The organism is Phaeobacter sp. JH20_02 (genome assembly GCF_048056915.1).
Taxonomy (GTDB): domain Bacteria; phylum Pseudomonadota; class Alphaproteobacteria; order Rhodobacterales; family Rhodobacteraceae; genus Phaeobacter; species Phaeobacter bryozoorum.
In genome coordinates this window covers 202,503-216,772 of record NZ_JAYMVP010000022.1, presented here as the reverse complement: position 1 = coordinate 216,772, position 14,270 = coordinate 202,503, and the positions used below count along the sequence as shown (strand labels likewise).

General features: G+C 60.9%; 14 protein-coding genes. 3 read left to right on the top strand and 11 right to left on the bottom strand.

Annotated features, from left to right (window positions below; translation table 11 throughout):
• Positions 1–24: 24 nt before the first annotated feature.
• On the bottom strand, positions 25–2,397 hold the full coding sequence (locus tag VWY34_RS07800) for a Hint domain-containing protein (protein ID WP_416545123.1): 2,373 nt from the start codon (positions 2,395–2,397) through the stop codon (positions 25–27).
• A 409-nt stretch (positions 2,398–2,806) separates the two neighbouring features.
• Between VWY34_RS07800 and mscL the strand changes: the two genes are divergently transcribed.
• Both mscL and VWY34_RS07790 read left to right on the top strand, forming a co-directional pair.
• Positions 2,807–3,241: a large conductance mechanosensitive channel protein MscL gene (gene mscL, locus VWY34_RS07795; protein ID WP_340544729.1), complete on the top strand. Its 435-nt coding sequence runs from the start codon at positions 2,807–2,809 to the stop codon at positions 3,239–3,241.
• A 130-nt stretch (positions 3,242–3,371) separates the two neighbouring features.
• Positions 3,372–4,178: a mechanosensitive ion channel family protein gene (locus tag VWY34_RS07790; protein WP_416538424.1), complete on the top strand. Its 807-nt coding sequence runs from the start codon at positions 3,372–3,374 to the stop codon at positions 4,176–4,178.
• 60 nt (positions 4,179–4,238) lie between these two features.
• Here VWY34_RS07790 and VWY34_RS07785 read toward each other — a convergent pair whose 3' ends face one another.
• The 3 genes from VWY34_RS07785 to VWY34_RS07775 form a co-directional block, all read right to left on the bottom strand.
• The gene (locus VWY34_RS07785; RefSeq protein WP_340544726.1) at positions 4,239–4,766 is read right to left on the bottom strand and encodes a GNAT family N-acetyltransferase; all 528 of its coding nucleotides are present in this window, start codon (positions 4,764–4,766) and stop codon (positions 4,239–4,241) included.
• The gene (locus VWY34_RS07780) at positions 4,763–5,212 is read right to left on the bottom strand and encodes a YtoQ family protein (RefSeq protein WP_416535848.1); all 450 of its coding nucleotides are present in this window, start codon (positions 5,210–5,212) and stop codon (positions 4,763–4,765) included. The genes VWY34_RS07785 and VWY34_RS07780 overlap by 4 nt, the downstream gene beginning before the upstream one ends.
• A gap of 178 nt (positions 5,213–5,390) precedes the next feature.
• Positions 5,391–6,026, bottom strand: a complete 636-nt coding sequence (locus tag VWY34_RS07775; protein WP_416545121.1) for a class I SAM-dependent methyltransferase — start codon at positions 6,024–6,026, stop codon at positions 5,391–5,393.
• A gap of 87 nt (positions 6,027–6,113) precedes the next feature.
• Between VWY34_RS07775 and VWY34_RS07770 the strand changes: the two genes are divergently transcribed.
• Positions 6,114–6,992, top strand: a complete 879-nt coding sequence (locus VWY34_RS07770; RefSeq protein ID WP_416540569.1) for a LysR family transcriptional regulator — start codon at positions 6,114–6,116, stop codon at positions 6,990–6,992.
• 67 nt (positions 6,993–7,059) lie between these two features.
• Here VWY34_RS07770 and pheT read toward each other — a convergent pair whose 3' ends face one another.
• The 7 genes from pheT to pyk all read right to left on the bottom strand — a co-directional run bounded on the left by pheT (position 7,060) and on the right by pyk (position 14,259).
• A complete protein-coding gene (gene pheT, locus VWY34_RS07765; RefSeq protein ID WP_416545119.1) occupies positions 7,060–9,456 on the bottom strand; it encodes a phenylalanine--tRNA ligase subunit beta in 2,397 nt (798 codons plus the stop codon).
• A gap of 89 nt (positions 9,457–9,545) precedes the next feature.
• Positions 9,546–10,367, bottom strand: coding sequence for an alpha/beta hydrolase family esterase (locus VWY34_RS07760; protein ID WP_416545117.1), 822 nt, complete (start codon positions 10,365–10,367; stop codon positions 9,546–9,548).
• 127 nt (positions 10,368–10,494) lie between these two features.
• Positions 10,495–11,568: a phenylalanine--tRNA ligase subunit alpha gene (gene pheS, locus VWY34_RS07755; RefSeq protein WP_340544717.1), complete on the bottom strand. Its 1,074-nt coding sequence runs from the start codon at positions 11,566–11,568 to the stop codon at positions 10,495–10,497.
• A gap of 215 nt (positions 11,569–11,783) precedes the next feature.
• Positions 11,784–12,149 (bottom strand): 50S ribosomal protein L20, encoded by a 366-nt coding sequence (rplT, locus tag VWY34_RS07750; protein ID WP_014873789.1) that lies wholly within the window; start codon positions 12,147–12,149, stop codon positions 11,784–11,786.
• Between the two features lie 15 nt (positions 12,150–12,164).
• Complete coding sequence (gene rpmI, locus VWY34_RS07745; protein WP_014873788.1) at positions 12,165–12,365, bottom strand: 50S ribosomal protein L35; 201 nt, start codon at positions 12,363–12,365, stop codon at positions 12,165–12,167.
• Positions 12,366–12,554: 189 nt separating this feature from the next.
• Positions 12,555–12,776 (bottom strand): hypothetical protein, encoded by a 222-nt coding sequence (locus VWY34_RS07740; RefSeq protein WP_340544710.1) that lies wholly within the window; start codon positions 12,774–12,776, stop codon positions 12,555–12,557.
• A gap of 37 nt (positions 12,777–12,813) precedes the next feature.
• The gene (pyk, locus tag VWY34_RS07735; protein ID WP_416535844.1) at positions 12,814–14,259 is read right to left on the bottom strand and encodes a pyruvate kinase; all 1,446 of its coding nucleotides are present in this window, start codon (positions 14,257–14,259) and stop codon (positions 12,814–12,816) included.
• Positions 14,260–14,270: the final 11 nt, after the last annotated feature.

Below are 14,270 nucleotides of genomic sequence, written 5' to 3'. Positions count from 1 at the left end.
ACCCGGCCGCCGATGGTGGCCGGGTTATTTGGCTGATCCGTCGCCGCGATTGTGCCGACCTGCGGACAGCAACACCCGCGCCTCATGGCTGCGTAAGGACCGCCGCGCCGCCGGAAAGGCCTGCCCCATACCCTCCAGCTCCGGGAACAGTTGGCAAAGCTCTGACCGCTGGGCCATATCCATCCCCGCCAGTGTCAGGTCACCGGGCTGAAAACTCTCGCTCCAGGCTCCATCGGCGCAGATGATTTCATGCTGATCGAAGAGCAGATGAATATAGGTCACATCCAGTGTTCGCGCCCGGCGGATATCGCGATCGTTGATCAGATGCACAGCCGCCACCAGCACCTCGTTTGAGCCGAACAGCAGTTCGGCACGGCTTCCCGTCAGCAGCATCCTGTGTTGCGGTGACACCATCATATCCCGGTTCGGCACAAGCTCGGCCCCCTCCTGGCCGAGCGCCCCGGCCTCAATCAGGATCGGTTGGAACTGAGGGCGGCGTGCCAACTCTGCCGTTGTAACCACCCGTCGCGCGGTCCAGCGCAGGGTTTGCAACCCGCTGTCGCGCGTCAGGACGCGATCACCAATCTCTAGATCCTCGACCGGAACCGCACCCTGCGGTGTCAGGACAAGGCTGCCCGGCGTAAAACAGGGAATGACCTCTTCGATGTTATAGAAGGTCAACGTTCCAACGGTGTCATTGTTGTTGTTCGTGACCTCGACCCGGCCGTCCTCGCGGTCAGCGCTGGTGTAGATGATCCGGGTGTTTCCAAGCGCGCGCAGCTCGCTGATATCAAGCCGGTCGTAATCATCACCACCTTCGCCACCATCGACGATATCCCCAGCCCCGCCGATCAACAGATCCCGGTCATCCTCGCCGTATAGGCTGTCCGCACCCGCACCGCCGATCAGCGTATCAGCGCCGCTTCCGCCTTCGATTATGTCATCTTCGCTGCCGCCATCCAGCGAATCGCCGCCTGCGCCGCCACTCAGCTGGTCATAGCCCTCGCCGCCCAGCAACGTGTCATTGCCGACGCCGCTGTTCATCACGTCGTCGCCACGGCCACCTTCGCCATAAAAGGATGACCCGGCGGTGCTCCCATCGAGATAGTCATTGCCATCGTCGAGGAAGATGCGGTCGGAATCTTCATAGACACCGATAAAGGCGAGGTCGTCGCCATCGCCGCCATGGATCTCATCATTGCCCTGGCTGCCCGCCAGAATGTCATTGCCAGCCCCGCCCCAGACGGTGTCGGTTCCCATGCTGCCGATCAGCGTGTCATTGCCGTCTTCACCATAAATCAGGTCATCCTGGTCGCGGCCAAAGACATGGTCGTCCCCTTCACCAGCATAGATCAGATCGTTGCCATAGAGCCCTTCGAGCTGGTCATTGCCAGCCCCGCCATAGATCGTGTCATCGCCATAGCCTGCGGTGATCGTATCGTTGCCATCGCCGCCCAACAGCAGATCGTTATCGTCGCCGCTGCTAAGCGAGTCATGCCCGATACCACCTTCCAGCGTGTCGCGCCCGGCGCCGCCCTCCAGCGTGTCGCTACCGATGCCACCTTGCAGCAGATCATCACCGGCGCCGCCCTGTAGCAGATCGTTCCCGTCACCGCCAAACAGGGTGTCCGACCCGATACCCCCTTCGACCGAGTCATCGCCGGCACCTGCATCGACCCGGTCATCCCCCTCACCTGCGATAACCGTATCATTGCCGCCGCCGGCCTCGATCACGTCGTCCTGGGAGCCATCAGCCGCGTCGGCGCTGTCGACCCGATCGCCTTCGGGATCGCCCAGGTAGTTGACGTCGATGCGCTCGCCGGAATCGGTGCCTTCGACGATGTAATCCAAGGCCGGCGGGATCGTGAACGTCAGATCGGACAGTCCCGCTCCGCCGGAAACAGGTGCGTCCCCCCCATTGTCAAAGATCACATCCAGCTGCGAAACGGGACCGTCGATTGCAATACCGATATCGGCGGCTGTGCTGCCCTCAGCCTCGATCGAGACCGTGCCATCGGCGTTGACCGTGACCTGATGGTGGGTAACCCCGGTCAACCCGGCAATGATCTGCGATGCGGGGATCAACACACCGCTTGCGTCCAGCACCCGAAGCGTAAACTTATCGTCATTCGAACTGCCGTTCGAATTCACATGCTGAAGATCAAACCGTAAATTTGTGACAGGATTGGAGAACCCGTAACTTGCGGTGATGGGATCGCTGACGCCAAAGGCACCGAAATCGGAAACCGCGTAGCCATCCTGCGAACTGTCCCAGCTGTCCGCTGTGAACGTGCCTGTCACAACCGTGGTATTGCCGCCTTCACTCAGTGAGGTAGACCCACTTTGCGCGGTGCCGTTGATGCCGGTCAACCAGATCGCATTGTCAAGAATGGCCATGTCTCGCGTCTACCTTGTACCTAACAATTAACTCCGCTCCAGCAACAGCAGCGGACACCCCGCGCCGATACAGCCGGCGCCCCCGATGACGCGCCCGCGCCCAGATCCCACAGGCGGCGCGCTGTTCGGGTCCAGGGAAAAACACATCCAACGGCCAAGATTTACCCGGCAAACACGTCCAACACAGGACCGCTCTGGGACCGGTGCTGGCCCATTTTGCGGTCAGAATATGGCGAAACGCCGGACCGGTGCCGCTGCGATGGTCCGCGCGACAGGGCTACGGCTAGAGTTTTCAATGCAAAATCAATAGCAGCGGCGGCCAAAACCTGACTAAACTGCGGTCATGCAGCGCTCAGATGGTCGCGGCGTCTGCTCGATGAAAATGACTTCGTTAACAGGGACAAACAACATGCTTCAGGAATTCAGAGATTTCATTGCCAAGGGCAATGTGATGGACATGGCCGTCGGCATCATCATCGGCGCCGCCTTTACCGCGATCGTCAGCAGCATGGTCAACGACCTGATCAACCCCATCATCGGATTGTTCACTGGCGGGATCGATTTCACCAACTCCTACCTGGTCCTTGCGGGCAACGTCCCTGAAGGTGCCAGCCTGGAGGCCGCACGTGAGGCGGGCGCCGCTGTGTTTGCTCACGGTGCCTTTGTGATGGCAGTGATCAACTTTCTGATCATCGCATTCGTGGTGTTCATGCTGGTGCGCTACGTCAACAAGGTCAAAGACGCCGCTTTCCGCAAGCAGGAAGCCATGCCCGCCGAGGAAGCCCCCGCCGGCCCCACAGAGCTGGATGTCCTGTTGGAAATCCGCGACTCCCTGAAACGGTAAGCAGACACAGACGATCCGCAGGTGGCATCCTGCGGCCGGTCGGACTAAGGCCACATCTCGGGCACCGGCGACCTCGCGTTGCCGGTGATCGGGCATTCCTTTGAGACAATGGCAGGGACCAGACAACGACATGGAAGAATGGATCGAACAATTGGGCGCGCTCTGGCCCTTGCTAATCAGTACGGCCAAGGCGCTGGTTGTGCTGGTGCTTGGCTGGATAACCGCCGGTATCATCAGCAGCGCCGTGCGCCGTCGCATCAACGCTACGCCACATCTGGATCAAACACTCGGTAATTTTGCCGCCAGTGCCGTCCGCTGGATATTGCTGGCCATCGTGCTGGTCGCCGTGCTTGGCATCTTTGGGATAGAGGCCACCAGCCTGGTCGCCATGCTCGGCGCTGCGACCCTGGCGATTGGCCTTGCTCTCCAGGGAACGCTGAGCGATCTGGCTGCGGGCGTCATGCTGGTTCTATTTCGCCCCTACAAGCTCGGCCAGTATGTCGATATCGGCGGCACCTCCGGCACCGTGGTTGACCTGAACCTCTTCGTGACCGAACTGGTCACACCGGACAACGTCCAGATCATCATTCCCAACGGTCAGGCCTGGGGTGCAATCATCACCAATTACTCCGCCCATGACACCCGCCGCGTGGATATGGTCTTTGGCATCGACTATGGCGACAGTGCCGATGACGCCAAGGAGATCATCATGGCCCTCGCCGAGGCCGATACACGGGTCATGGCGGATCCTGCTCCTTGGGTCCGGGTGACCAATCTTGGCGACAGCTCGGTCGATCTCACCGCACGTCTGTGGTGCAAGGCCGCGGATTATTGGGAGCTGAAGTTCGCAATGACCCAAGCCGTCAAAGAGGCTTTTGACGACAAGGGCATCTCAATCCCCTACCCGCACAGCGTGGAAATCAAGAAAGAGGGCTGATCTCCCGGCAGCCGCCCCGGATCAACGTGCAGGGCGGCTGTCTATGGCTTCGAAAGCGTGCTAGCGCGGGATCGCTCTGGTCATCACCAGTGTCGGCTCTTGACGGTAGTTGGCTTCGTGACTGGCGCTGTAGCCCATCTTCTCGGCGACTCGGATCGAGGCTGCGTTGTCAGGATCCAGAAGACAACAGGTTGATCGCCATTGAGTCTCCTCGGCAGCCCACCGGTGTATGCGCTCGACCGCCTCTGTCGCCAGCCCCTTCCCATGCTCCGCTGGCATCAGCCCCCAGCCCGCCTCGGGCACCGAGCCGAGCGGAGGGTCGATATCGCGCTGATAATCAGCAAAGCCGGCGGTGCCGAGATAGCGTCCGTCGTCGCGGCTGGTGATCGCCCAGTAACCGTAACCCAGCACCTGCCAATGTCCGATGTAGCGCAACAGGCGCGTCCAGGTTTCCTCGCGGCTGGCCGGGCGACCGATCGTATGACGGACAACCACCGGATCCATCCACAACGCGGTCAGCGCATCAAAATCCTCCAGCCGGTGCGGGCGCAGCGACAGCCGCTCCGTCGTCAATGTCGGCCCGGTCACGCAGGCAGGCTCCCCTGCAACACGTAGCGCAGGATTTCGACAACCTGCCGCGGTTCTTTCGCGACAGCCAAGGCAGCGGCATGTACCTCTTTCAAGGCATGTTGATGCTCATCCTGGGACAGGACAATCAGCGACTTGCCCAGAGCGGCCGCATAGCCCGCATCAAAGGCCGCGTTCCACTGTTTGTATTTTTCGCCAAAGCGGACCACGACGATATCCGCGTCTGACAGACCTTTGCGGGTGCGAATGGCATTGACCATCGCGCCTTTGTGGTCGTGCCAATACTTGTTCGGCTCACTGCCCAGAATAGCCACACCGCAGTCATCGCTGGCATCATGATCGGTAACCGGGCTGGCAAAATGCACATCCAGGCCCGCTGCACCATCAATAATCTGGTCCCGCCAATCGGTGTGAATTTCGCCTGAGAGATATACGTTCAAAGTCACGGAATGTCCTTTCCTGCGCGAGCAGCTGACGGTTTCGGCTCGCCCTGCCAGATCCTGTCTGTTGCTGGCCCCGCCAATGTGATGTGCCCTGGCGCCGGGACCATAGCCCGTTCGGCCAGCAGGCAGAGTATCCACCAGCTGCAACAATTCGTCCACCGCTTCGCGTCAGGTCAGGAAGCTAGCGCCGCCGTGCCACCAGATAGCGGCTCGGTATCGAGATCGGGTAATTGCCGGTCTCGATAATCTCGAACCCGGCCCGCTCCACGGCGGCCTCCAGCTCAGCAATACTTAGCAAAGCCACCGAGCTCGGCGCCTTTCCGACCAGACGCATCAATGGGATCAGTACCGAGAACATCCAGTACTTCAGGCTGCCACGCGCCTCGCCCAGACAGGGTGTCTTGGAAATGAACAGCTTCCCGCTCGGCACGCGTTCGGCGACCGACGCAAGTGCGGCATCCACATCCGGAACCAGATGCAGAAGGTTGAAAGCCATCACCACGTCAAACGGTCCGGCTGGCAGCGCGTCGTCACCGCAATGTTCAAAGGTCACGTTGTCCGCCCCGGCCTGCGCGGCCCTGTCGCGACCGATGCGCAGCATTCCCTCCGACAGATCGGTTGCGGTCATCGCCGAAACCGCGTCCGACAGTGCGATCGCGGTGGATCCCGTACCGCAGCCCACTTCCAGCACGTGGTCGCTCGCCTTCAGATAGGCTCTCGTGCGCTCCAACGTGTATTGATAGGCGGCCTCATCCCGGATTTTGGATTTGGCGTATTTGGGGGCAGTCCTGTCCCAGAAGCGCGCATCGGTTGTCATCTCTGTCCTCCTAAGATGGCTACAGGCTACCCATGCAGAAACCTAAGTAAAATTGCCAAAATTTGCAGGTCAGGTATACATATTTGTATGGATAAACTCGACTGGAATCATATCCGGGCGTTTCTGGCGACGGCAGAAACCGGCTCCCTCTCCGCCGGTGCGCGCAAGCTGGGGCTGACCCAACCGACCCTGTCCCGACAGGTCGCAGCCCTCGAAGCCGATCTCGGTGTGATGCTGTTTGAACGTCCGGGGCGCCGTCTGGCACTGACTTCCGCAGGGCAGGATCTGCTGGACCACAGCCGCAGGATGGGGGCCGCAGCCGAGGGCCTGTCACTGGCGGCCAGCGCCTCGGCCCAAACCATCGAAGGCACCATTCGGATTACCGCAAGCGACGTCGTGTCGGCCTATGTGCTGCCGCCTGTGCTGCGCCAGATCCGACAGCGCGCGCCGCGGCTGACGATTGATGTCGTGGCCGCCAACGACATCCGGGACCTGATGCGACGCGAAGCGGATATTGCCATCCGCCATGTGCGCCCTGACCAGCCGGAACTGATCGCGCGCCTCGTGCGCGAAGCGCGGGCGCATTTCTACGCCGCCCCGAGCTATCTGGAGCGGCGGGGTCGTCCGGCATCGACCAAGGAGTTGGCAGACCACGATTTTGTCGGTTTTGCCGATGTGGACCGTTCGATTGACTTCCTGGCACCGCTTGGAATCCATCTCGCGCCGGAAAACTTTCGGATCAAGTCCTCCAGCGGTCTTACCGCCTGGGAGCTGGTCAAACAGGGCTTCGGCATCTGCCCGATGATGGAGGATGTGGCCGAGCCCACGCCCGGCATTGAACGGCTACTGCCGCGGCTGGATCCAATCGTATTTCCGATCTGGCTGACCACTCACCGCGAGCTCCACACCAGCCGCCGCATCCGGCTGGTCTTTGACCTTCTGGCAGATTTTCTCGCCCAGAACTGAAAACGCGCCCTCAACCGGGGCGCGTTTCCAGAATAATACAGGTTTCAGCCAGAGGTCACAGGCGCCGCTATCCGCGCAATGTGCCGCCGGTGGCCTTGGTGACTTTTGTGACAATCTTGTCGCTGACCGCTTCGATATCCTTTTCGGTCAGGGTTTTTTCGGTCGGCTGCAAGCGGACCGTGATGGCCAGAGACTTGTTGCCCTCTCCCAGGCTGCCGCCGATGAACTCGTCAAAAACGCGCACATCATCAATCAGCGCCTTGTCGGCGCCTGCGGCGGCATTGACCAGGGTAAGGGCTTCGACGTCCTCGGCCACGACAAAGGCGAAATCACGCTCGACCGCTTGCAGGTCGCTTTGAACCAGCGCACCACGATTGGCCCCGGTTTTGCGTGGCATCGGAACTTCGTCAGGCCAGATGGTAAAGGCAACAGCGGCCCCCTTGATCCCCATTTCGCTCAGAACCTTCGGGTGCAGTTCGCCAAAGACACCCAGCACTTTCTTCGGACCCAGGCAGATTTTGCCATGCCGCCCCGGATGCCACCAGGGCTCTGCCCCGCGAAGGATCTGGACCTTGGCCGGCGCACCGATTGCGGCCAGAACCGCCTCGATATCTGCCTTGGCGTCAAACGTGTCGACCGCGCGGCTGGTGCCATGCACATCCTTGGGGCCGGTACGGCCAACCAGAAGGCCGGAAATCAGGTTATGCTGCTCACCCGGTTCACCACCGTGAAAAGCAGGTCCCGCCTCGAAGAGCGCCAGATCCATGAAGCCACGCGCCTGATTGCGTGCGGTAGCCTGCAACAGCCCGGGCAACAGTGCCGGACGCATGTGCGACATCTCGGAGGAGATCGGATTGGCCAGCATGGTCGCATCGTCCCCGCCACCAAACAGCGTTGCAGAGGCCTTGTCGATGAAGGTGTAGCTCACCACCTCGTTATAGCCGAGGCTGGCGCAGGTCCGCCGCGCGATCTGCTGGCGGCGTTGCTCAGGGGTCATCACCGGTGCAGGGACGCCATCTGTCAGGCGCGGCAACGGCTTACCTTCCAGTTTCGTGAGCGACGCGATACGCGCCACCTCCTCCACCAGATCAGCCTCGCCCATCACATCCGGGCGCCAGCTCGGAACATGGGCCATATTGCCCTCAAGCCGGAAACCCAGACGGGTCAGGGTCTGGCGCTGCTCTGATTCCGGGATATCCATCCCGACCAGCGACTGGACCCGCTCGGGATCCAGCTTATAGGCGCGCGCGTGATCCGGTACAGCACCTGCGATCACCACATTCGACGGCTCGCCACCGCAGAGGTCGAGGATCATCCGGGTGGCATGATCGAGACCTTCACGGGTGTATTCGGGGTCGACGCCCCGCTCGAAACGGTAGCGCGCGTCCGAGTTGATTTTCAGCGCCCGGCCAGTGGTCGCGATCTGCACATGGTCCCAGAATGCGCTCTCAAGGAACACATCGGTCGTTTCCTCGGTGCACCCGGTGTCGGCCCCGCCCATGATGCCCGCAATGCTCTCCGGGCCATTGTCGTCGGAGATGACCATCTGCCCTTCGGCGAAGGTGTAGTCCTTCTCGTCCAGCGCGGTCAGCGTCTCGCCACCCGCTGCCCGGTGGATGCGCAGATTGCCCGCTACCTTGGCCGCGTCAAAGACATGCAGTGGGCGGTTCTGATCGAAGGTGAAATAATTGGTGATATCAACCAGTGTCGAAATCGGACGCAGACCAATGGCGCTCAACCGGTCCTGTAGCCACTGCGGGCTAGGGCCGTTCTTCACGCCGCGGATCAGGCGACCGGTGAACAGCGGGCAGCCATCCAGCGTATCTGCGTCGATATTGACCTTGATCGGGCTTTCGAATCCGCCGTCGACCGGCTCGATATCAAGCGGCTTCAATGTGCCCAGCCCGCGTGCGGCCAAATCCCGCGCGATCCCCCTAACCCCCAGCGCATCCGGGCGGTTCGGCGTGATGGCGATTTCAATAACGGGATCGACCTTGGCCGGGCTATTCTCGGCCAGCCAATCGACGAAGCGATCGCCGACATTGCCCGAAGGCAGCTCGATGATGCCGTCATGTTCATCCGACAGTTCCAGCTCGCGCTCGGACGCCATCATGCCAAAGCTCTCGACACCGCGGATCTTGCCCACACCGATGGTGATGTCGAGACCGGGAATATACATGCCCGGTTTGCAAACCACGACGGTGATACCTTCACGGGCATTGGGCGCGCCGCAGATGATCTGCATCTCGCCTTCGTCGGTGTCGACCTTGCACACCCGCAGCTTGTCCGCGTCGGGGTGTTTCTCGGCATGTTTCACATAGCCCAGCGTAAAATCCTTCAGCCGGTCCGCAGGGTTCGACACACCTTCGACCTCAAGCCCGAGGTCGGTCAGTGTTTCGGTGATGTCCTCGACGGAGGCCTCAGTGTCGAGGTGGTCTTTCAGCCAAGAAAGAGTGAATTTCATCGGTCCGGTTTCCTATGGCAAGCCATGCATGTTGCAGCAGGCAATGACAAAGATTGCCCCCATGTGCAAGCCTTGGCTCCGCTCTAGGCCTAAGGATAGCTGGGGGTGAGACCCAAAAGCTCATCCAGCTGCCGACCGATCCAACCATGCGGGATGAAATGCCCGCCCGGGTGCAGATCCAGGGTGACATCATGCCCACCGCAGCTCCAGCCGGTGCGCGAAAACGTCAGGAAACTGCGGACCTGCCAATCTCCCTGCGCCTCGCCTCCGCCGGAACAGTCGAACGCCCGCCGCCACAAGGCCACCGGATAGGTCACATCACCCCCCGGCCCCATCGGAAAATCCATCACCGTGTCCGCAAGCCCGTGCACATGCCGAACCTCCTGCGGGGCCTCGGCGCAGATTTCGGTTTGATCAATACTGCCCGCCACCGCCAGCAATGCCGCAATCCCCTTGCCGCTCTGGCAGGCGTAACGCCAGGCCATGGCGGATCCGTAGGAATAGCCCGAGACAAAGACCTGTTCGGCATCGACCGGGTAGCGTTTTGCCACATCCGCCAGCACCGCATCGGCAAAGGGCACATCCTCGGTGTCTGCCGTCCAGAAATTCCAGCTCTTGCCACGGCCATTCGGGGTGACCAGCAATACGCCCCGCCGTTTGGCCGAGGCCCCGACCCGATCGGAGCGCAACGCATGTTTGCCTGTTCGCGACCAGCCATGAAAATGCATCAGCACAGGCAGCGGCGCGACACCGTCCCAGTTATCAGGCTCCATCACGTGATAGCTGCGATCTCCCAGCGCGCAGGCCAGCTCTTCGCCGCAGGGGTCTGTATCTGCCTTCCACGGCCCCATGGCCGCGACAGAGGTGGCACACATGTAAGCGGTTGAGAGCAAGAGGAGAAAACGTGTCATAGACGGGAGACTACCCGACACCACGCCCCTGTCATTTCACATGTTTGTGGGGCGGTGAACCTAGGCCCCCAAACCAAAACGCCCGCCTCAGGTACGAGGCAAGCGTTCAGAAGTCCGTCATCCGGGCCTAGCGGCTCAAACCACCGTGCAGCGTCGGCACGTCGAGACACTGGAAACCGTAGTGGCGCAGCCAGCGCAGGTCGCTGTCGAAGAAGGCGCGCAGATCAGGAATACCGTATTTCAGCATCGCGATCCGGTCGATCCCCATCCCGAACGCAAACCCCTGATAGATGTCTGGGTCGATCCCGCCAGCGGCAATCACCTTGGGGTGCACCATGCCGGAGCCGAGGATTTCAAGCCAGTCGTCACCCTCGCCAATCTTCAGCGTGCCATCTTTCCAGGAACAGCGGATATCAACCTCGGCCGACGGTTCGGTGAAGGGGAAATGCGACGCACGGAAACGCAGATCGACGCTGTCCACCTCAAAGAAGGATTTCACGAATTCTTCCAGCACCCATTTCAGGTTCGCCATGGAGATGTTCTTGTCCAGCGCGAGGCCTTCGACCTGATGGAACATCGGCGTGTGGGTCTGATCGTAATCAGCGCGGTAAACGCCACCCGGACAGATGATGCGCAAAGGCGCACCCATCTTCTCCATCGAGCGGATCTGGACGGGGCTGGTATGGGTGCGAAGCACATGCGGCGGGCGGTTATCGCCCTCGGCACGGTGCATGTAGAACGTGTCCATCTCAGCGCGTGCCGGATGGTGGCCGGGGATATTCAGCGCATCGAAATTGTACCAGTCGGTGTCAATACGCGGGCCTTCGGCAACGGAGAAACCCAGCTCGGCAAAGATCGCGGTCAACTCCTCGCTGGCCTGGCTGATCGGATGCAGAGTCCCGCTGCGCGTCGGGCGGGTCGGCAAGGTGACGTCCAGCCATTCGGTCCGCAGGCGCGCATCCAATGCGGCATCGGCCAGCCCGGCCTTCTTGGCGGCGAGTGCGGCGTTGATCTCATCCTTCAGCGCGTTCAGGGCCGGACCCGCAACCTGACGCTCTTCTGGCGTCATCTTGCCCAGCTCACGCATCTTCAGCGCGACTTCGCCCTTTTTCCCAACAGCTGCAACCCGGATGGTCTCCAGCGCGTTTTCATCGGCAGCATCGGCGATCTGCCCGAGATATTTTGCTTTAAGATCGTCCATGACGGTCCCCTGAATAATGCTGCAGCCCTGCTACCACAGCAGAAGCTGAAAGCAAGCTTTTGAACCGGTTCTCTGCCAATCGGGCGGCAATCGCGACAATCCGGCAGCCTCCCCGCCTCCGTCAGACCGTATAGCCTGCCTCTCTAGCAGATCAGCAACAGCAAAAGGGCCGCCCTTTGCAGAGCGGCCCTTTCGGAATTGTCTTGCGCCTAAGCTTAGGCTGCCAGTGCGCTCTGTGCCTGCTTCACGATGGCACCGAATGCTTCGGGCTCGTGTACGGCCAGATCGGCCAGCACTTTGCGGTCCACTTCGATACCGGCCAGGGTCAGGCCGTTGATGAAGCGGGAGTATGTCAGAGCCTCGTCGTGGCTACGCACAGCTGCGTTGATCCGCTGGATCCACAGCGCGCGGAAATTCCGCTTGCGGTTCTTACGGTCGCGGGTTGCGTATTGGTTTGCCTTGTCAACAGCCTGACGCGCGACCTTGAAGGTATTCTTGCGACGGCCATAATAGCCTTTTGCGGCCTTGATGACTTTCTTGTGACGGGCGTGAGTTGTGGTACCACCTTTAACGCGGGACATATCTCAGATCTCCTCTTAGCGGTCGTAGGGCATGAAGCCCTTGACGATCTTTGCGTCGGGTGCCGACAGGGTAGTGGTGCCGCGGGCGTCGCGGATAAACTTGCGGGTCCGCTTGATCATGCCATGGCGCTTGCCGGCCTGACCTGCGAGGACCTTGCCGGTCGCGGTCACTTTGAAGCGCTTCTTGGCGCTCGATTTTGTCTTCATTTTGGGCATTTCCGTCTCCTTCAATGCGGGTTCGGTCTATGCGCGACTCGGCATGCCACATTGGGCCGGCCACGCGAACAGGGCTGCCGTTTACGCAAGCTGGACCATAAGGGCAAGCAGATTCTTCGAGCAGACGGCCAATCCGCCCTGCTGCGGTTCAGTCAGCGCGGCCTCGACAGTCAGCGCGCGCCATGACGCTCAGGTAAAGCGGCCAATCACCCGGAAAATGGCTTTCGGGATATCGTCGATCTGATACCCGCCGGATTTGGTACTGAACGCATATAGGAGCAGACCCACCGCCACGACAAGAAAAACCGCCGACACCCTGGGGGTGCGGCGGTCGGTAGCGGCCGACAACAACGCGGGTATTGCCAGAAAAGCCAGCAACAACCCAAGCACCAGTGCCAGATCCGTATCCATGCTGCGCGTCCTCGCAGAAGACTAAGACGCGTTCAGGTTACTCCGGGTCGGTGCTGTAGATCAAACGTTCATCGCAGGGTGCCACACGCAGGATGTTGGTGGTGCCCGGAACGTTGAAAGGCACACCGGCCGTCACGACGATCTGATCGGTTTCCCCGGCGAAGCCGCCGGAACGGGCGGCACGCGCGGCACCGACCACAGCGCCTTTGAAGCGTTCCTGATCCGGCGTCACCACACAGTTGCAGCCCCAGCTCAGCGCCAGACGGCGGGCTGTCCGGTTCAGCGGCGTCAGCGCAATGATCGGCACGCCCGGACGCTCCCGTGCGGTCAGCAGCGCGGTGGTGCCGCTTTGGGTATAGCAGCAGATCGCCTTGATCTCGGTCTTCTCGGCGATTTCACGCGCGGCAGCGACAATGGCGTCGGCGACGGTATCGCCCTTGGCCGAGCGGGAAGAGGCAATGATCTGGCTATAGGTCGGATCCACCTCTACCTCGGTGGCGACATTATCCATCGTCTTCACCGCTTCAATCGGGTACTGGCCTGCCGCGGATTCAGCGGAGAGCATGATTGCATCCGCCCCCTCGTAGATCGCGGTTGCCACATCGGAGACTTCGGCGCGGGTCGGCATCGGGCTTTCGATCATGCTTTCCAGCATCTGGGTGGCCACGATCACCGGTTTGGCAGCTGCACGGCAGCGACGCACCAGACGTTTCTGGATCGGCGGCACAGCAGCAACCGGCAGTTCAACACCCAGATCGCCGCGCGCAACCATGATCCCGTCGGAGGCATCTAGGATTTCATCGAAATTGTCGACCGCAGCCGGTTTTTCGATTTTCGACAGCACAGCCGCGCGACCATCCGCAAGACCACGTGCCTCGTAGACGTCCTTGGCGCGCTGAACAAAGGACAGCGCCAGCCAATCGACGCCCAGCCCGCAGACAAATTCCAGATCGCCGCGATCTTTCTCCGACAGGGCCGCCAGCGGCAGCACCACATCGGGAACATTCACCCCCTTGCGGTTGGAGATTGTCCCACCTGTGGTGACGGTACAATTGGCGAAGTCGTTGCCGCAGGTCTCCACCTTCAGGCGAATCTTGCCATCGTTGACCAGCAGATGGGCACCGGGCTGCAGGGCTTCGAAAATCTCGGGGTGGGGAAGACAGACGCGATTCACGTCACCCTCTGCCTTGTCCAGATCCAGCCGGAAGGACGCACCTTCGACCAGCTCCTCCGAACCATTGGCAAAGACGCCGACACGCAGCTTCGGCCCCTGAAGGTCGGCGAGGATGGCAATCGAGCTGTCCAGATCGGCCTCGACCTTGCGAATAATCGCATGTTTGGCGGCAATCTCTTCGTGGCTGCCGTGCGACATGTTCAGACGGAACACATCTGCACCCGCCTCATGCAGGGCACGGATGGTCTCATAGGTTTCGGATGCCGGCCCAAGGGTGGCAACAATCTTTACATTGCGCGATCTTCTCATGGGGTCATCCT